We start from the raw sequence: 22,503 nt of genomic DNA on the forward strand, positions 1-22,503 counted from the left end.
TCGATCAGCGCGCCGCATCGGCGAAGGACCGCCATTATGCCTGCTTTGACGGGCGTCATGAAAAGCCTGCCGGTCGGTTTCAGTCATGCGCAGTGACAAATAGGCAAGCCCGCCCGACAAAGGTTCTGCGGCAGTCTACATATCCTGCAACCAAGGCCTGTTTGAACAAAGCCGGAAGACCCGCTTCATTCAGAGAGCCAGGCAACCCTTCACCTCCCATCCTCGATAAGGAAATCAAGGAATGACACCTACCCCGAATTACACCTATACCCCAGCGCAGGTCAGCGCGGCGTACGACGAGCTCATTATCCCGCTCTTGAAGGGCATCACGGCCGAAACGGTTCCCAAAATGCTGATTACCGCCGGGTCCCAAGGCTCGGGGAAAACCTACCTGCTGGAAAAAAGCCTTCTGCCCACCGGGCGCTACGACAATTACATACGCCTGTACCTGCCCGAGTACCGTGAGAAACATCCGCAGTACGCCCGGATGATCAAGCACGGCGTGCTGCACGCTTATGAACACACGGAAGCATTCGTCCGGGACATCGGCACGAAAATCTTCGAGAAGGCTTTCCAATGCAAATACAACATCATCATGGAATGTGCGTTCGACAGCCTTGATTTCGCCGCCTTTCCCCCGGCGGCGACGGCTGCCGGGTATCAGTTCGAAACCCACATCATCGCCTGCAAGAAAGCCTTCGCCCACCTGTCGAGCATCAAGCGCGCACTCAAGGGCCTGGAAAAGCAGGAAATTGAACGGTTCGTCCCGCTCTCGGCGCTGAACGCCAGCCTCGGTAACGCCCAGGCGACCATCCACGCCTTCGAGACGGCCGCCAAGGCGGTCAGCGGCTCGCAGATTTTCCTGTATGAGCGAGGGTTCGGGCCCTTGAAAGAACGAATCCTGCGCGTCCAGAGCACGTATACACGAGCGTCGGACGGCACCGTGATCACCACCGGCCCCAAGGTGGCCTATGCGAGCGCTTTCGAGCTTATCGTCAACAACCGCCTGCACCTCATTGGCGACCGGGAAGAAATGGTCAAGGAATGCCACCTGGCGTTATGCGGGGCGCAGATGCACCCTGAACATGTCCCCGAGGCTGTTTTCAATGACCTGTACGCTTATATCCTCAAGTATGTCTATCGATGAGCCGGGGACGGTAGTGTCGAAGGTGCCGCCGTCATCGTCGGATCGCCACGCAAATCCTGTGGGAGCGAGCCCTGCTCGCGATGACGGTGAATCCGTCGATGCAGATGCTGAATGACAGACCGCTATCGCGAGCAGGGCTTGCTCCCACAGGTTCGCGGTATGATGGCGGCCCGGTTCGCAGCCTGACAGGCACGCAGGAAAACCCCATCCACACGAGGAACAAAGATGACCCCCTGGCTGACCATCGTGGGCATCGGTGAAGACGGCTTCAAAGGTCTGGGCCGCACGGCCCGCCACGCCTTGCTGCAAGCCTCGCGCATCGTAGGCAGCGCCCGTCAGCTGGCGCTATTGCCTGCGTGCATCCGCGGCGAACGGGAGCCATGGCCCAGCCCGTTTTCCCTCGAAACGCTGCTGACACGGCGGGGAGAATCGGTGTGCGTGTTGGCCAGCGGCGACCCGATGTTCTACGGCGTGGGCGCCAGCCTGGCCAGACAGCTACCGGCAGACCAGATGCAAGTCATCCCGGCACCATCCTCCTGTTCGCTGGCGGCGGCACGCATGGGTTGGCCATTGCAGGACGTCGTCACCCTGTCGTTGGTTGCGCGTCCCCTCGCAGCGCTCAACACCCATTTGTCCACAGGCGTCAGGTTGGTGATATTGAGCAATGACCGGCACAGCCCGGCCGCGGTGGCAGCGCTGCTACGCGAACGCGGCTTCGGACCCAGCCCGATGAGCGTGCTGGAACACCTCGGCGGCCCGGCGGAACGACGCATCGAAAACTGCGCCGCGCAATGGTCCGACCCGGCCATCGCCGACCTGAACCTGATCGCCGTCGAATGCCGGGCCGAGCCCCACGCATCGCGCCTGTCTCGCCTGGCGGGTCTGCCGGACAGCGCGTTCGAACACGACGGTCAATTGACCAAGCGCGACGTGCGCGCCATCACCCTGGCCCGCCTCGCCCCGCTGCCAGGCGAATTGCTGTGGGACGTGGGCGCTGGCAGCGGTTCCATCGGCATTGAATGGATGCGCACCCACCCCAGTTGCCGGGCCCTGGCGATTGAAGCCGACGAAGGGCGCCAAGGGTTGATCGAGCGGAATCGCGACACCCTCGGCGTGCCGGGCCTGCAATTGATTCGCGGGCGAGCGCCCCAGGCCCTCGAAGGGCTGGAGCCGCCGGACGCCATATTCATCGGTGGCGGAGTGACCCGCGAAGGCGTGCTTGACGCCTGCTGGGAACGGCTCAAGCCCGGCGGACGACTGGTGGCAAACGCCGTGACCCTGCAAAGCGAGATGACACTCATGAACTGGCGCGAACGTCACGGCGGCGAACTGACCCGCATTCACGTCGCCCAGGCCCAGCCACTGGGCGAGTTCGACACTTGGCGCCAGGCGCTGCCGATCACCCTGCTGGAGCTGGTGAAACCTCTCGATGCGTGACGAAACCGCCGAACAACCCGCCCCCCTGCGCAGCGGCCTGACCACTGGCAGTTGCGCCACGGCCACCAGCCTCGCGGCGGCGCGCCTGTTGCTGGGCGGCAGTTGCGCCGACGCCGTGGAGATCGTGCTGCCCAAGGGCAAACACGTGCAGATGCGCCTGGAGTTCTGTCGGCTGACCGAACAGGGCGCCGAGGCCGGGACGATCAAGGATGCCGGTGACGATCCGGACGTCACCCACGGCGCGTTGCTGTTTTCCCAGGTGCGCCTGCTGACCGAGCCGGGGGTACGTTTCCTGGCCGGGCGCGGCGTCGGTACCGTGACACGCCCCGGCCTGGTGCTGGCGGTCGGTGAGCCGGCTATCAACCCGGTGCCGCGCCAGATGATCAGCGATCACCTCGGCCGGCTGGCGGCGGAAACCGGCTATGCCGGCGGCTTCGAGGTCACGGTCAATGTCGAGGGCGGCGAAACCCTGGCGCTGAAAACCATGAACCCTCGGCTGGGGATTATCGGAGGTTTGTCGATCCTCGGCACCAGCGGCATCGTCCGGCCTTTTTCCTGCGCGGCTTATATTGCCTCGATCCACCAGGGCATCGACGTGGCGAAGACCAACGGCTACCTGCACATCGCCGCCTGCACCGGCAACGCCAGCGAAGACACCATGCGCCGGGTCTACAACCTGCCGGAAATCGCCCTGATCGAGATGGGCGATTTCGTCGGTGCCGTGCTCAAGCATCTGCGCAAGGTCCCGGTGGAAAAACTCAGCCTGTGCGGCGGCTTTGGCAAAATCAGCAAGCTCGCCGCCGGCCACATGGATTTGCATAGCCGTCACTCGAGCATCGACCTGCCACAACTGGCCGACTGGGCATCCAGCATCGGCGCTGATGAAGCATTGCAACAAGGTATCCGCGACGCCAACACCAGCCAGCAAGCCCTGGCGATGGCCAGCGCAGCCGGCATCGCCCTCGGCGATGTGGTATGCGAGCACGCCCTGGCCTTCGCCCGCAGCATCGTACCGGCGGAGGTCCAGGTGGAAGTCTTCGCCATCGACCGCCAGGGCGGCATCGTCGGTCATGCCGGTGTCTTTAAATGAACCGTCAAATGAGCCTTCAGATGAAACGCATCCTGCTGCTGGGCGGCATCACCGAAGCCCTCGCCATCGCCCGCACCCTCGGTCCCCGACACATCTACAGCCTGGCGGGCATCGGCCGCGTGCCGACGGACCTGACTTGCCAGGTGCGCGTCGGCGGCTTCGGCGGAGCCGAAGGGCTGGCGCAGTTCATCCGCGAACAAGGCATCGACCTGCTACTTGACGCCACCCACCCCTACGCCGCGCAGATCAGCCACAACGCCGCCCACGCAGCCCGCGTCTGCGGCATTCCCTGCTGGGCCCTGCGCCGTCCGGCCTGGCAGCCCCAGGCCGGCGACGACTGGCGCGACGTGGCCGACTGGGCCGAACTGATCCAGGCCCTGAAACCCTTTCGCCGCCCCCTGTTCACCCTGGGCCGGGAACCACTGCAACACCTGCACGAAATCCCGCCAGAGCAGTTCTGGACCTTGCGCGCCCTGGACGTCTACCCCGGTAACGAACGATGCGAAGTCATCGGCGCACGCGGCCCCTTTCACCTCGAAGACGAGCGCGCATTGTTCGAGCGGCGACAGATCGATGTGCTGATCAGCAAGAACAGCGGAAGCGCCGCCACCGAGCCGAAGCTGGAAGTGGCGCGGGAACGTGGGGTGCCGGTGTTGGTGTTGAAGCGGCCAGTGCTGCCGGCTGTTGATCGAGAGTTGCGGATGATCGACGAGGTATTGGCCGCATTGTCAGGGTCAGACGAATCCTGAAATCAGTCCGTTTTAAAGAAGTTTCCTGCCAGTTTCCAGGACGGAGCCGGCTATTTCATCCAGGCACTCGACTCTATAGTTGCGCTCCTGAATGCCTGCAAGCAACTCGCGACAATCATTCGTTCAGCTGATGGAGCCCTGGCTCGCCTCGGGAAAGTGTTGCTTGCCAATGTGTATCCCAAGGAATACGATCCACATGATCGATCTTGAACAATCCCGCACATTTTCAAAATGGCTTGATGGGTTGAAGGACGTCGTAGGGAAGGCTCGCATCATTGCCAGGCTCCGTTTGGCAACGCATGGACATTTTGGCGATTGCGAACCGGTAGGCGACGCAGTCTATGAGATGCGTATCCACTCAGGTCCTGGCTACAGAGTTTATTTCACCCGTCGGGGTTCCGCGTTGTATTTGCTGCTCGTGGGAGTGACAAATCGACTCAGAAACGGGATATCGCACGCGCTGTTGAAATGGCGCACCCCAAGGGTAATGAGGTGTGAATCATGGCTGAAGAGTACACACGTTTTGATGCTGCCACCTACCTCAGAACAGCTGAGGAAATGGCCGCTTATCTGGATGCTTGTTTAGAAGAGGACGCAGGGGACGGGGTACTGGTTCGAGCAGCCCTCAATGATATTGCTCGTGCCAAAGGCATGACACAGATAGCCCGCGATGCAGGACTGGGAAGAGAAAGTCTCTATAAGGCTTTGGGAACCACGGGCAATCCCGAATTCGCAACCATCATGAAAGTCATGAAAGCGTTGGGTCTGCGGTTACATGCGACCGCTATTTGAATTTATCCACATATTTCGGAGCTACCTGCCCCCCGACGGGGGAGCTCCCTCGCGACGAGAGCACTCATCTGACGATCTATTACTACTGTTAACCCAAACCCTGCGACCCTACACCGCATGCACCTTTTTTACTTCTGTCACCCGATCAGGCTAAATACCACCACCTGATCGCCCTACCGAGCGGATTGCCCCATGTCCCGACAACGGCTTGCATTTGCCTGGATCGCCTGCTTCGCAGTGCTGTTCAACATGCTTGCCATGCCGCTGTCCGGCACCGTCGCGGCGAGCACTAATACGCCGGCCGAGCAGCTGTTGTGGGGCAGTTTCTGTTCCTCCAGCGGCACGAAGATGGTGGCGATCTCCCTGGGCAAGTTCGAGCAGGGCACGCCGTCCAAGGACGACCATTCGACGATGCAGCATTGCTGGTGCTGCTCGGGTTCGCCGTCGTCGGTGGCGCTCGCCGGTCAAGCCCCGCAGTTGTATCTTGATGCCCGGCCGGTCCAGGGCGGTGTCATCCCCCCGGCACTAGACAGTCCTACGCCACGCCAGCAATGGCCGAGCCTCAACCCCCGCGCTTCGCCTCTGGTCTGATTCCTTTCGCAAAACATCTGCGCCTTGAATCGTTCCGGAGAATTGCCATGTTGAACAGACTTATCCTGCTGGCCGCCCTGTTGCTTCCCGTCGGCTTCGCCCAGGCTCACCAATACAAAGTGGGCGAGCTTGAAATCGCCCATCCCTGGTCCCAGGAACTGCCGCCCAACGCGCCGACCGTGGCCGCGTATTTCGTGATCCACAACACCGGCACCACCGCCGACAAACTGCTCAGTGTCGACGCGCCCATCGCCGCCAAGGCCGAGCTTCACGAGCATGTGAAGCAAGACGACCTGATGAAGATGCAACCCGTGCCCGTCGTCGAGATCGCTCCCGGCGCCACCGTCACCTTCGCGCCGATGGCTTATCACGTGATGCTGCTTGAACTGAAGGACCGCAGCCTGCTGAGCGACGGCAAGCGTTTCCCCCTGACCCTGCATTTCGAAAAAGCCGGGGATGTCACCGTTGACGTTGCGGTGCAGAAAAAAGCCCCCGACGGCACCAAGGTCGAAACCCACGCGCACTGATACCAGCCCATGGGTCTTCCCCGCACGAGGCCAACCAAACCCCGCCGCCAGTCGATGAGCCTGGCACGCGGCAGTTGGATCAGCCTGTTTGCCATGCTGATGATCTTTATCGGTCCGCTGATTTCTCAGTCGATGCCGATGGGTCAGCCCGTGGCTGCGTCCATGCCAATGGACATGGCCATGAACATGTCGCAGGGTGCCCATGCGGCCCATGACGCCCCGGCGGCCGAACACTGCCAGCCCCGGAGCGAACACCACGCGCTGTGGGAAAAGTGCGGCTATTGCAGCCTGTTGTTCAACTGCCCCGCCCTGCCGGGAGGGCAGTCCTTCGCCGTTTTCGATACGCCAACGGCCACTACCTACACCAGCCCCTCCCCACGGCTGGGCCATGCCCGGAGGTCGTTCTTCCCCGGAGCCCGCACCCGCGCACCGCCCTTCGACGCGTAAACCCGACACTTACTTCACCCGGTCGCATTAGACAGCCCCAGGCTGCTCGACCGTGTCGTTTACGTCTGTTCGATGGAATCATCATGTCCAGGTTTTCTGCCGGCATCGCATTGGGCACCGCCCAGGTTCGATGCTCCCCTTTACGCCCCACGATCGCCGCGTTGTGCGGCCTGCTGCTCGCCCAACACACACTGGCCGAGGAACACGACCATCACGAGGGCCAGGTCGAAGAATTGAGCCCGACGGTCATTACCGCCATCGCCCCCAGTTCTCCCCTCACCGTCGTCACCAACCCCAAGGACCCGCGCCAGCCGGTACCGGCCAGCGATGGCGGTGACTACCTCAAGACCATTCCCGGCTTCGCCCTGGTGCGCAATGGCGGCACCAATGGCGACCCGGTGCTGCGGGGCATGTTCGGCTCGCGGCTGAATATCCTCACCAACGGCAGCATGCTATTGGGAGCCTGCCCCGGGCGGATGGACGCGCCGACGTCCTACATATCGCCGGAAACCTACGACAGGCTCACCGTCATCAAAGGCCCGCAAACCGTACTCTGGGGCCCTGGCTCATCCGCCGGGACCATCCTGTTCGACCGCGAGCCAGAGCAGTTCGGCGAGCTCGGTAGCCGGGTCAACGCCAGCGTGCTGGCCGGCTCCAACGGCCGCTTCGACAAAGTGCTGGATGCCGCTGCCGGCGGCCCACTGGGTTATGTCCGGGTGATCGGCAACACCGCCCACTCCGACGATTACCGCGATGGCAATAACGACACGGTGCCGTCGCGCTACGACAAATGGAACGGCGACGTCACCCTCGGCTGGACGCCGGATGCCGATACCCTGTTGGAACTGACCGCCGGCAAGGGCGATGGCGAAGCGCGCTATGCCGGACGCGGCATGGACGGTTCTCAGTTCAAGCGCGAAAGCCTGGGGCTGCGCTTCGAACGCTCAAACCTTGGTGAGGTGCTGGATAAAATCGAGGCACAGGTCTACTACAACTACGCCGACCATGTGATGGACAACTACACGCTGCGCACGCCGTCCGGCACCGGGATGATGGCTGGGCCAATGGCTTCCAACGTTGACCGCCGGACCCTCGGTGCACGGATCAAGGCCACCTGGCGCTGGGCCGACGTGCAGTTGATCAGCGGCCTGGACGCCCAGACCAACGAACATCGCCAGCGCAGCAGCATGGGCGTCGATACCTACAAGGACCTGCCCCGCACCAAGGACGCCGATTTCCACAACTACGGCGTGTTCAGCGAACTGACGTGGTACGCCGCCGACCGCGACAGGCTGATTACCGGCGCCCGCCTCGACCGCGCATCGGCCAGGGATTACCGGCAAAGTATCGGCTCCGGCATGTCGTCCCACCCCAACCCCACCGCCGACGAGACCCGTGCCGACACACTGCCCAGCGGTTTCGTACGTTACGAACATGATCTGGCGGACAGTCCTACTACTCTTTATGCCGGCCTGGGCCACGCACAACGTTTTCCGGATTACTGGGAGCTGTTCTCGCCAAACGCCGGCCCCGCCGGCTCGGTGAATGCTTTCGACTCGATCAAGCCGGAGAAAACCACCCAGCTGGATTTCGGCCTGCAGTACAAGAGCGAAACCCTGGAGGCCTGGGCGTCGGGTTATGTCGGGCAGGTGCGCGACTACATCCTGTTCGATTACACCCCCGGCATGATGGGGACGACTTCCCGGGCCGAGAACATCGACGCCCGGATCATGGGCGGTGAGCTGGGCGCGGCCTACAAGCTGACCGAGCACTGGAAAGCCGACGCCACCCTGGCCTATGCCTGGGGCAAGAACAGCAGCGACGGCAGCGCCCTGGCGCAAATGCCGCCGCTGGACGCGCGCCTGGGCCTGACCTACAGCGAAGACCGCTGGAGCACCGGTGCCCTGTGGCGCGTGGTGGCGGCGCAGAACCGCGTCGACGAGAACAAGGGCAACGTGGTGGGCAAGGACTACGGCAAGAGCTCGGGCTTCGGCGTGTTCTCCCTCAACGGCGCATACCGCATCAACTCGCACTGGAAGGTCAGCAGCGGCGTCGACAACCTCTTCGGCAAGGCCTACGCCGAACACCTGAACCTGGCCGGCAACGCCGGGTTCGGCTACCCGGCGAACGACCCGCAAGCCATCAACGAACCGGGGCGCACCTTCTGGACGAAGGTGGATATGAGTTTCTGACAATAACCAGAGCACAAAACCTGTGGGAGCGAGCCTGCTCGCGATGCGGTCTATCAGTCACATCAATGCTGAATGTACCGCCACTTCGCAAGCAGGCTCGCTCCCACAGGGATTTGACCGTACACCCCAATTTGCCAAGCGGAGCGCTTTTCGATGAGCCAACCGAAACCTAATTTCTACAACCTGGCCTGGCGCTGGCATTTTTATGCCGGGCTGTTCGTGGCGCCCTTCATGGTGATGCTGGCCCTGACCGGCATCATCTATCTGTTCAAGCCACAACTCGATCCGTTGATGTACGGCGACCTGCTGAACGTCCCGGCGGGGCATCACGCGATGACCGCCGACGACCTGCTCAAGCAGGTCCGCCAGGCCTACCCCGAAGGCCAGGTCAAACAGTACCTGCCGCCGATCAACGCCGAGCGCAGTGCGCAGTTCGTGGTCATTGACAAGGGCCGGGAGCTGAACGTGTTCATCGATCCCTACCATGGCGACGTGCTGGGCGAGCAGGATGCAAAGAACAACCTGCAAGCCATGGCCCGCGCGATCCATGGCGAGTTGCTGATCGGCACCGTCGGTGACCGGCTGGTGGAAATGGCCGCCGGCTGGGGCGTGGTGCTGGTGGTATCCGGACTCTACCTGTGGTGGCCTCGCGGCCAATCGTCGGCAGGGCTGTTGTGGCCGCGTTGGGCGGCGCGTGGTCGGGTGTTCTGGCGCGACCTGCATGTCGTCGCGGGCTTCTGGGGCGCCGCGTTCCTGCTGGTGATGCTGCTCAGCGGCATGACCTGGACAGGCTTCTGGGGCAAGCAATACGCCGACCTCTGGAACCGCTTCCCAGCGGCCATGTGGAACGACGTGCCCAAGTCCGACGTCGAGGCGCGCAGCCTCAACGATGCTCATCGCCAGACCGTACCCTGGGCCATGGAAAACACCCCGATGCCGATGTCCGGCGACCATGCCGAGCACATGAACCACGGCGACATGCACGCAGGTCCCGCCGCTCCGACCGTCAGCCTGCAAGCGGTGCAGGACATCGCCCACGAACGCAACGTGACGCCCGGCTACAGCATCACACTGCCAAAAACCTCCACCGGGGTGTTCACGATTTCAGTCTTCGCCGACGACCCGCGCAACGACGCGACCCTGCACGTGGATCAGTACACCGGCAAGGTGCTGGCGGACGTACGCTGGGAGCACTACAGCGTGGTTGCCCGCGCCACCGAAACCGGCGTGATGCTCCACGAGGGCAAGATGTTCGGCCCGCTGAACCAGATCATCGTGCTGCTGATCTGCCTGATGATCCTGCTCAGCGCCGTGAGCGGCCTGGTGATCTGGTGGAAGCGTCGACCCCAGGGAAGATTCGGCGTGCCGCCGTTGCGTCACGACTTGCCAACCTGGAAGACCGGGGTGTTCATCATGCTGGCTCTGGCGGCGATGTTCCCGCTGGTGGGGGCTTCGCTGGTGGTGATCTGGGTGATCGACCGTCTGCTCACTTCCCGCTGGGCGCAAGACCCTCAAAAAGATGCTATCCCCTGAGGGACAATCAAGGCCGAAACAGGTCGCCACAGGATTCAAGTTGAAGGATGCCATTGCAAACGTGAAGGTTCTCCACCTCAACGATGCTGACGCCTTCGACTTCGTTGGGAGTGCCGCCGCCGTAGTCGTTTCTGCACGTCACGGTGATGCGGCACTGCCCGTTGCCCTGAGGCTCGATCACCGCGGGAGCTGGGCGCCCGGCATCCGTCGCGCTCACCGTCGCCTTGCAGCTCGCGCTGATCGGATTAGCCATCCATGCCTGCTCACAGGAGGATTCGGAGGCACCCACCGGAGGAACGAAAATGCCCCCAAAGGCCAACGCGCCGATAAACGTCCCGAGCCTGGTCGTTGTCATGGCCTGTCATCCCTGGTTCTAGGGGAGGACACAGGCTAACGCGCCTCCATCCTCCAAAACTACTGTCAGCTCTGACAGGTCTTTGCGAGCATTTGAGGCCGTTTCATTTTCATGCTGAAGAAAGTGCGTTAACGGAAGGTGTCGCGCCCCCCTTACAATCGCGGCCGCCATTCGATACCTGGGCTGTTTCCTTTGGGAGCGAGCCTCCACAAGGCAACGGTGCCGATCCAAAAGACTTTGAGTAAATGATGACCTCGCTCACCCTCTCTCACCTCGCCTGGACACCCCTGGGCCAGGGCCACTGCCATCACCAGTTCCAGCTGCGGGACGTCACGCTGCAGGTGGCGGCCGGGGAGTTCGTCGGTTTGATCGGCCCCAACGGCAGCGGCAAGACCAGCCTGTTGCGCTGCGCCTATCGCTTCAATCGGCTGGAAAGCGGTGAGGTGAAACTCGACCACCACAATGTCTGGCGACAATCGTCGCGCTGGTGCGCGCAGCGTATCGCCGTGGTGTTGCAGGAATTTCCCGACGCCTTTGGCCTGACGGTGGAAGAAGTGGTCGCCATGGGTCGTACACCCCACAAGGGCCTGTTCGATGGCGATAACCATGAAGACCGGCGCCTGGTACTTCAGGCCCTGGCAGCAGTCGGGCTGCAAGGCTTCGGCGACCATGGCTTCGCCACCCTGTCGGGCGGCGAAAAGCAACGTGTCATCCTGGCCCGTGCCCTGGCCCAGCAGCCGCAACTGTTGATCCTCGACGAGCCGACCAACCACCTCGACCCCCGCTATCAACTGCAACTGCTGCAACTGATCAAGGGCCTCGGCATCGGTACCCTCGCCAGCCTCCACGACCTGAACCTCGCCGCGGCCTTCTGCGACCGGCTGTACGTGATCGACCACGGCCAGATCGTCGCCAGTGGCACGCCGGCGGAAGTCCTGACCGCCGCGCTGCTGCGCGAAGTGTTCGGCATCGAAGCCCTGGTGGACGCACATCCCCTGGCCGGCTACCCACGAATCACCTGGATAACCCAACCATGACCCTGCGTTCTCTGCTACTCCTGCCACTGCTGCTGTGCAGCGCCCAGGCCTTGGCCGAAGCCACCCGCTATCCGTTGACGATCCAGAGCTGCAACCGTCAGGTGGTGTTCAACGAAGCACCCCGACATGCCGTCAGCCATGACATCAACATGACTCAGATGATGCTCGCCCTCGGGCTCAAGCCGCGCATGGTGGGCTACAGCGGCATCAGTGGCTGGAAGTCCGTGACGCCCGAGATGGCGAAGATCCTCGAGGGCCTGCCGGAGCTGGCGGCCAAGTACCCTTCCGTGGAAACCCTGCTCAATGCCAATGTGGATTTTTTCTTCGCCGGTTGGGACTACGGCATGCGGGTGGGTGGCGACCTGACGCCACAGACCCTGCAACCGTTGGGCATCAACGTGTACGAGCTGACCGAATCCTGCGCCTTCGTCATGAAGCGCCCGGCGGCTTCGCTGGAAGACACCTATAACGACCTGCGTAATCTCGGGAAGATCTTCGACGTGCAGGATCGCGCCAACCACCTCATCGCCACGATGCAGGCCCAGGTAGCCGACCTCCGTCGACAATTGCCAGCCGACCGGCCACGGGTGTTTCTCTATGACAGCGGTGAAGACCGCGCCATGACCTCCGGCCGGCTCGGCATGCCCCAGGCGCTGATCGACGCGGCCGGTGGGCGCAACATCCTGGATGACCTGGAAACCAGCTGGACCCGGGTGAATTGGGAAAACGTGGTGGAGCGCAATCCCCAGGTCATCGTGATCGTCGACTACGGCGAAGTCAGCGCCGAGCAAAAGCAACAGTTCCTGCTGGACAACCCGGCCTTGCAATCGGTGGACGCGATCAAGCATCGCCGTTTCATCGTGATTCCCTACGTCCAGGCCACGCCGGGGATCGATAACGTGCTGGCGGTGCAAACCCTGGCGAAGGGTTTCCACACCCCATGAACGCTCGTCGCTATAGCGCATTGCTGATGTTGCTCGGCGCGTTGATGCTGGTGTCCTGCGTGGTGTCCCTGGGCTTCGGGCCTGCACGAGTCCCGGTCGCCGTGGTCTGGGACATTCTGCTGAACAAGGCATTCGGTGTGGGGGACGTGTATTGGTCGCCCGGCCAGGAACACATCGTGTGGCTGATCCGCGTACCGCGCCTGCTCCTCGGCGCCCTGGTTGGAGCGGGGCTGGCGCTGATCGGTGCGGTGCTGCAAGCGGTGACTCGTAACCCACTGGCGGATCCACATCTATTGGGCGTCACTTCCGGCGCGACCCTGGGCGCAGTGATCGTGGTGCTGCATGTCGGCGAAATCGTCGGCCTGCTGACCCTGCCCTTGGCCGCGTTCATCGGTGCGTTGCTGAGCATGTTTCTGGTGCTGGCAATTGCCAGCCGCCAGGGTCGCCTGGAAAGCGACCGCCTGTTGCTATGCGGGGTGGCGGTTTCCTTCGTGATGATGGCGGCGGCCAATTTGCTGCTGTTCCTGGGGGACCATCGCGCCAGCTCTGCCGTGATGTTCTGGATGCTCGGCGGCCTGGGCCTGGCGCGGTGGGAGCTGCTGGCGGTGCCGGCCGTCAGCGTGTCACTCGGCCTGCTGTTGCTGCTGGGCATGGCCCGGCCGCTGAATGCATTGATGGCCGGCGAGCAGACCGCCGTAACCCTGGGGCTGAATGCGGCACGAGTGCGCTTGTGGATTTTTCTGATTGCCTCGCTGATGACCGGCGTGCTGGTGTCCATCAGCGGCTCGATCGGTTTTGTCGGGCTGATGGTGCCGCACATCGCCCGTCGGCTGGTGGGGGCCGAGCATCGTCGGCTACTCCCAGCGTGCGTGCTGCTGGGCAGCCTGTTCTTGATCTGGGTGGACGTCGCCGCCCGCACCCTGATTGCCCCTGAGGATCTGCCGATTGGTGTCGCCACCGCGGCCATTGGCGGGTTGTTCTTCATCGGCTTGATGCGGCGGCGCTGATCCCCCTTTTTCTCCCACAGGAATTTTGCAAATCCTGCGCCCCAATGTGGCGCATCTGGCGCACCAGCTCCCATAAGGCGTTCCCTCATGGTGCGCGGCTCTACTTGCCAACCACGCCATCCCCTTGTTTCCAAGCCTCCCCCCAACCGGGCACACCCCTTGCAAAAGCCCCTTTCAGCGTCCGCATCTGCCCACCAAGAACACTCATAAAGTCACGGAGATCGCACCATGAAACGTCGTAGCTTGATCAAGGCTTTCACACTCTCGGCCAGCATTGCCGCGATGGGCATGGCCTGGACCGTCCAGGCCGCCGAGACCATCAAGGTCGGTATCCTGCATTCGCTGTCCGGGACCATGGCGATCTCCGAGACGTCCCTCAAGGACATGGCGCTGATGACCATCGACGAGATCAACGCCAAGGGCGGTGTGAACGGCAAGAAACTGGAAGCGGTGGTCGTGGACCCGGCGTCGAACTGGCCGCTGTTCGCCGAGAAGGGCCGGCAGTTGCTGACCCAGGACAAGGTCGCCGTAGTGTTTGGTTGCTGGACCTCGGTGTCGCGTAAATCCGTGTTGCCAGTGTTCGAAGAACTCAACGGCCTGCTGTTCTACCCGGTGCAATACGAAGGTGAAGAGATGTCGCCGAACGTGTTCTACACCGGCGCAGCACCGAACCAACAGGCGATACCGGCGGTGGAATACCTGATGAGCGAAGAAGGCGGCAGTGCCAAGCGCTACTTCCTGCTGGGCACCGACTACGTTTACCCACGTACCACCAACAAGATCCTGCGTGCGTTCCTGCATTCCAAAGGCGTGGCGGACAAGGACATCGAAGAGGTCTACACCCCGTTCGGTCACAGCGATTACCAGACCATCGTCGCCAACATCAAGAAATTCTCGGCCGGCGGCAAGACGGCGGTGATTTCCACGGTCAACGGCGACTCCAACGTACCGTTCTACAAGGAGCTGGCGAACCAGGGCCTGAAAGCCACCGACGTTCCGGTGGTGGCGTTCTCCGTGGGTGAAGAAGAACTGCGCGGCATCGACACCAAGCCGTTGATCGGCAACCTGGCGGCGTGGAACTACTTCGAGTCGGTGGATAACCCGGCGAACAAGAAATTCGTCGATGCCTGGAAAGCCTACGCCAAGGCCAAGAACCTGCCCGGCGCCGACAAGGCCGTCACCAACGACCCGATGGAAGCCACTTATGTCGGTATCCACATGTGGGCGCAAGCGGTGGAAAAAGCCAAGTCCACCGACGTCGACAAGGTACGTGAAGCCTTGGCCGGCCAGACCTTCGCCGCACCGTCGGGCTACACCCTGACCATGGACAAGACCAACCACCACCTGCACAAGCCGGTGATGATCGGCGAGATCCAGGCCGACGGTCAGTTCAATGTGGTCTGGCAGACCGAAGGCCCGATCCGCGCCCAGCCGTGGAGCCCTTTCATCGCCGGCAACGACAAGAAGCCCGACTATGCGGTGAAGAGCAACTGAGCCCATGGGTGTTGGCCCCGGATCCGGGGCCAACACCCATCCCCTTGTGGGAGCGAGCAGGCTCGCTCCCACAAAAAAAGTACGAGCAAGGCCTGACATATGCCCACTGCCCTCTACCGCCTCATCCTCGCCCTGGCGCTGCTACTACCCGCGGTCGCCTATGCCGGCGACGCCGAGGACTTCGTCGCCGCCAACCCGACCCAGCAGGCCAGGCTCCTGGAAACCTGGGCCGCGCAGCCCGAGCCTGAGCGCGTCGAGCTGGTCAATGCCTTGCAACAAGGCCAGTTGACCGTCGACGGTCAGCCCAAGACCCTGCGCCTGAACAACCGCTTGCGAGGGCTGATCGAAACCGCCCTGGCCAGCCATCAATTGCTGGCTGCCGATGCCCGTGTACGCCTGGGTGCCGCGCAGCAGTTGCAGAAAAGCGCCCGCCCGGCACAGCTGGCTTTCCTCGATCGGCAATTGGCTGGTGAACAGGACGAAGATGTGCATGCCGCCCTGAGCCTGGCCCTGGCGAATCTGCAACTGGCGGATACCAACCCGAGCGTGCGCCTGAACGCCGTCCGGCTGCTGGGTGAAACCGGCGACCCGCTGGCCCGCACCCGCCTCGAAGGCCTGCTCGAACCCGGCGTCGAAACCGATGACGGCGTGCGCACCGCCGCTGAAACCAGCCTCGCCCAGGTCAAGCGCAAGCTTCTGGTGGGCGAGCTGCTGGGGCAGGCCTTCAGCGGCATGTCCCTGGGTTCGATCCTGCTGTTGGCGGCGTTGGGCCTGGCGATCACTTTCGGTTTGCTGGGGGTGATCAACATGGCCCACGGCGAGATGCTGATGCTCGGTGCCTACTGCGCTTATGTCGTGCAGATGCTGTTCCAGCGCTTCGCCCCGAACGCCATCGAGTTTTACCCGCTGATCGCCCTGCCGGTGGCGTTTTTCATCACTGCCGCCATCGGCATGGCCCTGGAGCGCACGGTGATTCGTCACCTCTATGGGCGTCCGCTGGAAACCCTGCTCGCCACCTGGGGCATCAGCCTGATGCTGATCCAATTGGTGCGCCTGGTGTTCGGTGCGCAGAACGTCGAAGTCGCCAACCCGGCCTGGTTGTCCGGTGGGGTCCAGGTGTTGCCGAACCTGGTGCTGCCGTACAACCGCATCGTCATCATCGCCTTTGCACTGTTCGTGGTGGTGCTGACCTGGCTGTTGCTGAACAAGACCCGCCTGGGCCTTAACGTCCGCGCCGTGACCCAGAACCGCAACATGGCCGCCTGCTGCGGCGTGCCCACCGGTCGCGTGGACATGCTCGCCTTCGGCCTCGGCTCAGGCATCGCCGGTCTCGGCGGCGTGGCCCTGAGTCAGATTGGCAACGTCGGCCCGGACCTGGGCCAGAGCTACATCATCGATTCATTCCTGGTGGTGGTCCTGGGAGGCGTCGGTCAGTTGGCCGGCAGCGTGTCCGCCGCGTTCGGCCTGGGCATCGCCAATAAAATCCTCGAACCTCATATCGGCGCGGTGCTGGGCAAGATCCTGATCCTGGCGCTGATCATTCTGTTCATCCAGAAGCGTCCGCAAGGCCTCTTCGCCCTCAAAGGACGGGTAATCGACTGATGAACCAGCCCCTGATGCTCACCGCCGCGCAAAAAGCCGGCCCCAAAGTCACCGTCGTCGTCGGTGCGCTGATCCTGGCCTTGCTGCTGAGCCTGCCGCTGCTGTCGCTGCTGCCGCCAGACAACGTCCTGCACGTCTCGGCCTACACCCTGACGCTGGTGGGCAAGATTCTCTGCTACGCCATCGTCGCCCTGGCGCTGGACCTGGTCTGGGGCTATGCCGGTCTGCTTTCCCTGGGTCATGGGCTGTTCTTCGCCCTCGGCGGCTACGCCATGGGCATGTACCTGATGCGCCAGGCTGCGGGCGACGGGCTGCCGGCATTCATGACCTTTCTGTCATGGACCGAATTGCCCTGGTACTGGACCGGCACCGACAGCTTTCTCTGGGCCCTGGGCCTGGTGGTGCTGGCACCCGGTTTGCTGGCGCTGGTGTTCGGCTTCTTCGCCTTCCGCTCGCGGATCAAGGGCGTGTATTTCTCGATCATGACCCAGGCCCTGACCTTCGCCGGGATGCTGCTGTTTTTTCGTAATGAAACCGGCTTCGGCGGCAACAACGGATTCACCAACTTCCGTTCGATTCTGGGCTTCGGCATCACCGAACCGGGTACTCGCGCCGTGCTGTTCCTGCTGACCGTGCTGTTGCTGGCGGCCAGCCTGTTCATCGGCTGGCGCCTGGCCCGCAGCAAGTTCGGCCGGGTACTGACCGCCCTGCGCGACGCGGAAAACCGCTTGATGTTCTGCGGCTACGATCCGCGAGGGTTCAAGCTGTTCGTCTGGGTGTTGAGCGCTGTGTTGTGCGGCCTGGCTGGCGCGCTGTATGTGCCGCAAGTGGGCATCATCAACCCCAGTGAGATGTCGCCGACCAACTCCATCGAAGCCGCCGTGTGGGTGGCCCTTGGCGGTCGCGGCACCTTGATCGGCCCGCTGCTGGGCGCCGGGGTGGTGAACGGCATGAAGAGCTGGTTCACCGTGGCGTTTCCTGAATACTGGCTGTTTTTCCTCGGTGCGCTGTTCATCGTCGTGACGCTGTACCTGCCCAGGGGCGTAATCGGATTGCTGAAGAAAAGGGGCGAATCATGAGGATCACACCCACGGCTCAGTTCATGCTCGAACCGGCTTTTTATCCGCCGGAACCCAACAAGGACGCCGGCAGCAGCCGCGACGCCATCGGCCTCGGCCAGGCGGCCGGCGAGGGCCTGAACACCCGCCACGGCACCATCCTGACCCTGGAAGACATCAGCGTCAGCTTCGATGGCTTCAAGGCCCTGAACAATCTGAACCTGTACATCGGCGTCGGCGAACTGCGCTGCATCATCGGCCCCAACGGCGCGGGCAAAACCACGCTGATGGACGTGATCACCGGCAAGACCCGGCCCAGCCACGGCAAGGCCTGGTTCGGCGAAACCCTGGACCTGACCGCCATGAGCGAAGTGCAGATCGCCCAGGCGGGCATCGGCCGCAAGTTTCAGAAACCCACGGTGTTCGAAGCCCTGAGCGTGTTCGAGAACCTGGAGCTGGCGCTCAAGACCGACAAGTCGGTGTGGGCCAGCCTGCGGGCGAAACTGACGGGCGAGCAACACGACCGCATCAATCAAGTGCTGGAAACCATCCGCCTCACCGCGTCAGTCAATCGCCCTGCCGGCTTGCTTTCCCATGGGCAGAAGCAATTCCTGGAGATCGGCATGCTGCTGGTCCAGGACCCACAACTGTTGCTACTGGACGAACCCGTGGCGGGCATGACCGACGCCGAGACCGACTTCACCGCCGAGCTGTTCAAGTCCCTGGCGGGCAAGCATTCGCTGATGGTGGTGGAACACGACATGGGGTTTGTCGGCGCGATTGCCGATCACGTTACCGTGCTGCACCAGGGCAGCGTGCTGGCCGAGGGGTCGCTGGCGCAGGTGCAGGCCGATGAACGGGTCGTTGACGTTTATTTGGGCAGATGAATCGACCAGCTTCGAGCCGCAAGCTTCAAGCGACAAGCTAAAGCCAAGCCGTACACCGTCCCGCTCTTACTTGCCGCTTGAAGCTTGCCGCTTGAAGCCCTACGAACGGAGTTCAAATGCTACAAGTCCTACATCTTCACCAATACTACGGCGGTAGCCACATCCTGCGGGGCCTGTCGTTCGACGCGAAGGTTGGCGAAGTCACTTGCCTGCTGGGGCGCAATGGCGTGGGCAAGACCACCCTGCTCAAGTGTCTGATGGGCCTGTTGCCGGCCAGGGAAGGTGCGGTGAGTTGGGAGGGCAAGCCGATCACCACGTTCAAGCCCCACCAACGGGTTCATGCCGGCATCGCCTACGTGCCTCAGGGCCGGGAGATTTTCGGGCGGCTGACGGTGGAAGAGAACCTGCTGATGGGCCTGTCGCGTTTTCCCGGCTCCGAGGCCAAGGAGGTGCCGGCGTTTATCTATGAATTATTCCCGGTGCTGCTGCAAATGAAACAGCGTCGTGGCGGTGACCTCTCCGGCGGCCAGCAACAGCAACTGGCCATTGGCCGTGCCCTGGCCAGTCGCCCGCGCCTGCTGATCCTCGACGAACCCACCGAAGGCATCCAGCCGTCGGTGATCAAGGAAATCGGGGCCGTCATCAAAAAACTGGCAGCCCGGGGCGACATGGCGATTTTGCTGGTGGAGCAGTTCTACGATTTCGCCGCCGAGCTGGCCGATCAATACCTGGTGATGTCCCGGGGCGAGATCGTGCAACAGGGACGCGGCGAAAATATGGAAGCCGAGGGTGTGCGCGGACTGGTTACGATCTAGTCTTGGGCGTCCCGATAATTATCAGAAATCATGAATCTACCTTTATCTTCGCCGCCCCTGTTCACACCCAGCTGGCACGCCGAGCTGGAACTCGGCTACTCCCGTTTCGGCGACTGCACGCGCCCGGTACAACGCCGCCATCAAGGCCCGTTGCGGGTGCAGAAGCATCTGTACGCCGAAGGCGCCGAGGTCTGCCAGCACATCATTGTCCATCCACCGGGCGGGATCGCCGGCGGTGACCGCCTGGATATTTCGGCCAACGTAGGCCCTGGGGCCTGGGCGCAGTTGACCAGCCCCGGTGCGGCCAAATGGTACCGCGCCGCCAGTCCTGCCTATCAGCAATTGACCTTGAACGTAGCCCCCGGCGCGACCCTGGAATGGCTGCCCCAGGAAACCATCGTGTTCAGCGCGGCCCAAGCCGAACTCAGCACCACCATCGACCTGCACGGTGATGGGCGCTTGTTCTACTGGGACATGGTTGCCTTGGGTCGCCCCGCCAGCGGCGAGCGCTTTGATCATGGGCATTTCCAGTCGCGGCTGGACATTCGCCGCGACGGACAGTTGCTCTGGCACGAACGCCAGCGCATTGTCGGCGGCGACGGATTGCTCGACTCCCCCATCGGGCTGGGCGGTGAGCCGGTGTTCGCCACTCTACTGGTGACCGGTGAGATTGACAGCGAGCTGCTGGAGCGGTGCCGCTCTCTCGGGCACCCCGTGCGCGGTGACCTGACGCAGTTGCCTGGCCTGCTGGTAGCACGGTGTCTGGCGAGCGAGGCGTTGCTGGCGCGGGGGTGGTTGGTTGAACTGTGGCGGCTGCTGCGCCCGGCGCTGCTCGGTCGGGAGGCGGTGCCCCCGAGAATATGGAGCACATGAATCTGCTTTCCTGTGGGAGCGAGCCTGCTCGCGATAACGGTGTGTCAGTCAACATCTATGTTGAGGCGACCATAGCAACTGCGAGCAGGCTCGCTCCCACAGGGGGGATTTGTGTTGGTAGCCCGAATTTTTTATCTGCCTTTTATGGATTGCACATGGACCTGACCCCACGCGAAAAAGACAAGCTGCTGATCTTCACCGCCGGCCTCGTCGCCGAACGACGGCTGGCCCGTGGCCTGAAGCTCAATTACCCGGAAGCCATGGCCTTCATTTCCGCAGCCTTGCTCGAAGGCGCCCGCGACGGCCAGACCGTGGCCGAGCTGATGCATTACGGCACGACACTGCTGACCCGCGACCAAGTGATGGAAGGCATCCCGGAAATGATTCCGGAGATCCAGGTCGAGGCGACGTTTCCCGACGGCACCAAACTGGTCACCGTCCACCAGCCCATCGCCTGAGGCAGCGCCATGACTTACCTCGTCCGTGACGCTCGCCCCGCCGACTTGCCGGGCATCCGCGACATCTACAACGACGCGGTGCTGAACACCACCGCCATCTGGAACGAACAGGCAGTGGACCTGGCTAATCGCCAAGCGTGGTTCGACGCCCGGCAATCCCAGGGCTATCCGGTGCTGGTGGTGGCCGATGCCGACGAAAACGTACTCGGCTACGCTTCATTCGGCGACTGGCGCCCTTTCGATGGCTTCCGCCACACCGTCGAGCACTCCGTGTACGTGCGCAGCGACCAACGTGGCAATGGCCTCGGACCGTTGTTGATGGCGTCGCTGATCGAGCGCGCCAGGGCTTGTGGCAAGCATGTCATGGTTGCCGCCATCGAAAGTGGCAATACGGCCTCGATTCGCCTGCACGAGCGAGCCGGTTTCGTCACCACCGGGCAGATGCCCCAGGTGGGCACCAAGTTCGGTCGCTGGCTCGACCTGACCTTCATGCAGTTGATGCTCAACCCAGGGGCGCCCGCGCCTGCCGTCGACAAGGAGTGAAACCCGATGAACGCCGCCCAATTGCGCCGAGTCCACGCTGAAAGCTTTGCGCATTATCGCCAGGGCCTGATCGATCTGTTGCTCGACGCCGTGGGCAACAGCGCCAGCGTCGGCTTCATGGCTGACCTGGATGCGACCCAGGCCCGCGCCCATTTCGATGAGGTTCAGGCCGGCCTCAACCAAGGCAGCCTGTTGCTGTGGGTCGTGGTCAAGGATGAGCAAGTGCAGGCCAGTGTCCAACTCGCCCTGTGCCAGAAACCCAATGGCCTGAACCGCGCCGAAGTGCAGAAGCTGCTGGTGCGCGGCGATGCCCGTCGCCGTGGCCTGGGCCAGCAGCTGCTGAGCGCCCTGGAACTCGGCGCACGCCAGCACAAGCGCGGCCTGCTGTACCTCGACACCCAGGCCGGCTCCGACGCCGAGGCGTTCTACCGCGCCATGGGCTACACCCGCGTCGGTGAACTGCCCGACTACTGCCAAAGCCCGGACGGGACGTACACCCCGACCGCAATCTACTACAAGCTCTTGGGGCAACCACAATGATTCCAGGCCAATACCAGGTCCAGCCCGGCGACATCGAACTGAACGCCGGCCGCCGCACCCTGACACTGACCGTGGCCAACAGCGGCGACCGGCCGATCCAGGTTGGCTCGCACTATCACTTTTTCGAAACCAACGACGCCCTGACCTTCGACCGCGCCGCCAGCCGCGGCATGCGCCTGAACATCCCGGCCGGCACGGCCGTGCGCTTCGAACCGGGCCAGAGCCGGGAAGTCGAGCTGGTCGAACTGGCCGGGTTGCGGCGGGTGTTCGGGTTTGCCGGGCGCATCATGGGCGATCTTTAAATCCCGGGGTGTCTGCACCGGCTTCATCGCGAGCAGGCTCGCTCCCACATTTGATCGCGTCCCCTGTGGGAGCGAGCCTGCTC

General features: G+C 62.8%; 24 protein-coding genes and 1 pseudogene. 24 read left to right on the top strand and 1 reads right to left on the bottom strand.

What is annotated here, in order from left to right; translation table 11 throughout:
• Window positions 1-241 precede the first annotated feature (241 nt).
• From EGM97_RS14000 to EGM97_RS14050, 11 genes and pseudogenes are all read left to right on the top strand, one after another.
• Entirely contained in the window at window positions 242-1,147 is a 906-nt protein-coding gene (locus tag EGM97_RS14000; protein ID WP_238965380.1) for a zeta toxin family protein, read from the top strand.
• Window positions 1,148-1,372: 225 nt separating this feature from the next.
• A complete protein-coding gene (gene cbiE, locus EGM97_RS14005) occupies window positions 1,373-2,584 on the top strand; it encodes a precorrin-6y C5,15-methyltransferase (decarboxylating) subunit CbiE (RefSeq protein ID WP_238965379.1) in 1,212 nt (403 codons plus the stop codon).
• Complete coding sequence (locus EGM97_RS14010; RefSeq protein WP_238965378.1) at window positions 2,577-3,674, top strand: cobalt-precorrin-5B (C(1))-methyltransferase; 1,098 nt, start codon at window positions 2,577-2,579, stop codon at window positions 3,672-3,674. The genes cbiE and EGM97_RS14010 overlap by 8 nt, the downstream gene beginning before the upstream one ends.
• A 20-nt stretch (window positions 3,675-3,694) precedes the next feature.
• Window positions 3,695-4,423, top strand: a complete 729-nt coding sequence (locus EGM97_RS14015) for a cobalt-precorrin-6A reductase (protein WP_238965433.1) — start codon at window positions 3,695-3,697, stop codon at window positions 4,421-4,423.
• Window positions 4,424-4,619: 196 nt separating this feature from the next.
• Window positions 4,620-4,921 (top strand): annotated as a pseudogene (locus tag EGM97_RS14020) (type II toxin-antitoxin system RelE/ParE family toxin).
• 3 nt (window positions 4,922-4,924) lie between these two features.
• The gene (locus EGM97_RS14025; RefSeq protein WP_238965377.1) at window positions 4,925-5,215 is read left to right on the top strand and encodes an addiction module antidote protein; all 291 of its coding nucleotides are present in this window, start codon (window positions 4,925-4,927) and stop codon (window positions 5,213-5,215) included.
• 192 nt (window positions 5,216-5,407) lie between these two features.
• Window positions 5,408-5,806, top strand: a complete 399-nt coding sequence (locus EGM97_RS14030) for a DUF2946 domain-containing protein (protein WP_238965376.1) — start codon at window positions 5,408-5,410, stop codon at window positions 5,804-5,806.
• A 47-nt stretch (window positions 5,807-5,853) separates the two neighbouring features.
• Entirely contained in the window at window positions 5,854-6,333 is a 480-nt protein-coding gene (locus tag EGM97_RS14035) for a copper chaperone PCu(A)C (RefSeq protein WP_238965375.1), read from the top strand.
• A gap of 54 nt (window positions 6,334-6,387) precedes the next feature.
• A complete protein-coding gene (locus EGM97_RS14040) occupies window positions 6,388-6,780 on the top strand; it encodes a DUF2946 domain-containing protein (RefSeq protein WP_238965432.1) in 393 nt (130 codons plus the stop codon).
• 83 nt (window positions 6,781-6,863) lie between these two features.
• A complete protein-coding gene (locus EGM97_RS14045; RefSeq protein WP_238965374.1) occupies window positions 6,864-8,972 on the top strand; it encodes a TonB-dependent copper receptor in 2,109 nt (702 codons plus the stop codon).
• A 153-nt stretch (window positions 8,973-9,125) separates the two neighbouring features.
• Window positions 9,126-10,505 (top strand): PepSY-associated TM helix domain-containing protein, encoded by a 1,380-nt coding sequence (locus EGM97_RS14050; RefSeq protein ID WP_238965373.1) that lies wholly within the window; start codon window positions 9,126-9,128, stop codon window positions 10,503-10,505.
• 7 nt (window positions 10,506-10,512) lie between these two features.
• On the opposite strand, the gene EGM97_RS14055 is transcribed toward EGM97_RS14050, so the two are convergent.
• On the bottom strand, window positions 10,513-10,860 hold the full coding sequence (locus EGM97_RS14055) for a hypothetical protein (protein WP_238965372.1): 348 nt from the start codon (window positions 10,858-10,860) through the stop codon (window positions 10,513-10,515).
• Between the two features lie 248 nt (window positions 10,861-11,108).
• Here EGM97_RS14055 and EGM97_RS14060 point away from each other — a divergent pair, with 248 nt between their 5' ends.
• The 13 genes from EGM97_RS14060 (at window position 11,109) to EGM97_RS14120 (ending at window position 22,420) form a co-directional block, all read left to right on the top strand.
• Complete coding sequence (locus EGM97_RS14060; protein ID WP_238965431.1) at window positions 11,109-11,897, top strand: ABC transporter ATP-binding protein; 789 nt, start codon at window positions 11,109-11,111, stop codon at window positions 11,895-11,897.
• Window positions 11,894-12,841 carry an ABC transporter substrate-binding protein gene (locus EGM97_RS14065; protein ID WP_238965371.1) on the top strand — a complete coding sequence of 316 codons (948 nt, stop codon included), beginning with the start codon at window positions 11,894-11,896 and terminating at the stop codon, window positions 12,839-12,841. The genes EGM97_RS14060 and EGM97_RS14065 overlap by 4 nt, the downstream gene beginning before the upstream one ends.
• On the top strand, window positions 12,838-13,848 hold the full coding sequence (locus EGM97_RS14070; protein ID WP_238965370.1) for a FecCD family ABC transporter permease: 1,011 nt from the start codon (window positions 12,838-12,840) through the stop codon (window positions 13,846-13,848). The genes EGM97_RS14065 and EGM97_RS14070 overlap by 4 nt, the downstream gene beginning before the upstream one ends.
• A gap of 228 nt (window positions 13,849-14,076) precedes the next feature.
• A complete protein-coding gene (urtA, locus tag EGM97_RS14075; RefSeq protein ID WP_238965369.1) occupies window positions 14,077-15,342 on the top strand; it encodes an urea ABC transporter substrate-binding protein in 1,266 nt (421 codons plus the stop codon).
• 99 nt (window positions 15,343-15,441) lie between these two features.
• A complete protein-coding gene (gene urtB / locus EGM97_RS14080) occupies window positions 15,442-16,944 on the top strand; it encodes an urea ABC transporter permease subunit UrtB (protein ID WP_238965368.1) in 1,503 nt (500 codons plus the stop codon).
• Window positions 16,944-18,023 carry an urea ABC transporter permease subunit UrtC gene (urtC, locus tag EGM97_RS14085; RefSeq protein ID WP_238965367.1) on the top strand — a complete coding sequence of 360 codons (1,080 nt, stop codon included), beginning with the start codon at window positions 16,944-16,946 and terminating at the stop codon, window positions 18,021-18,023. Before urtB ends, urtC begins: the two co-directional genes overlap by 1 nt.
• On the top strand, window positions 18,020-18,889 hold the full coding sequence (gene urtD / locus EGM97_RS14090; RefSeq protein WP_238965366.1) for an urea ABC transporter ATP-binding protein UrtD: 870 nt from the start codon (window positions 18,020-18,022) through the stop codon (window positions 18,887-18,889). Before urtC ends, urtD begins: the two co-directional genes overlap by 4 nt.
• A gap of 116 nt (window positions 18,890-19,005) precedes the next feature.
• A complete protein-coding gene (gene urtE / locus EGM97_RS14095) occupies window positions 19,006-19,704 on the top strand; it encodes an urea ABC transporter ATP-binding subunit UrtE (protein ID WP_238965365.1) in 699 nt (232 codons plus the stop codon).
• A 30-nt stretch (window positions 19,705-19,734) separates the two neighbouring features.
• Entirely contained in the window at window positions 19,735-20,577 is an 843-nt protein-coding gene (locus EGM97_RS14100; protein ID WP_238965364.1) for an urease accessory protein UreD, read from the top strand.
• Between the two features lie 155 nt (window positions 20,578-20,732).
• Window positions 20,733-21,035, top strand: coding sequence for an urease subunit gamma (gene ureA / locus EGM97_RS14105; protein WP_238965363.1), 303 nt, complete (start codon window positions 20,733-20,735; stop codon window positions 21,033-21,035).
• Window positions 21,036-21,044: 9 nt separating this feature from the next.
• Complete coding sequence (locus EGM97_RS14110) at window positions 21,045-21,578, top strand: GNAT family N-acetyltransferase (RefSeq protein WP_238965362.1); 534 nt, start codon at window positions 21,045-21,047, stop codon at window positions 21,576-21,578.
• A gap of 6 nt (window positions 21,579-21,584) precedes the next feature.
• Window positions 21,585-22,118, top strand: coding sequence for a GNAT family N-acetyltransferase (locus EGM97_RS14115; RefSeq protein ID WP_238965361.1), 534 nt, complete (start codon window positions 21,585-21,587; stop codon window positions 22,116-22,118).
• A complete protein-coding gene (locus EGM97_RS14120; protein ID WP_238965360.1) occupies window positions 22,115-22,420 on the top strand; it encodes an urease subunit beta in 306 nt (101 codons plus the stop codon). The genes EGM97_RS14115 and EGM97_RS14120 overlap by 4 nt, the downstream gene beginning before the upstream one ends.
• Window positions 22,421-22,503 lie beyond the last annotated feature (83 nt).

This window comes from Pseudomonas sp. AF32 (assembly GCF_022342325.2).
GTDB classification, from domain to species: domain Bacteria; phylum Pseudomonadota; class Gammaproteobacteria; order Pseudomonadales; family Pseudomonadaceae; genus Aquipseudomonas; species Aquipseudomonas uvaldensis.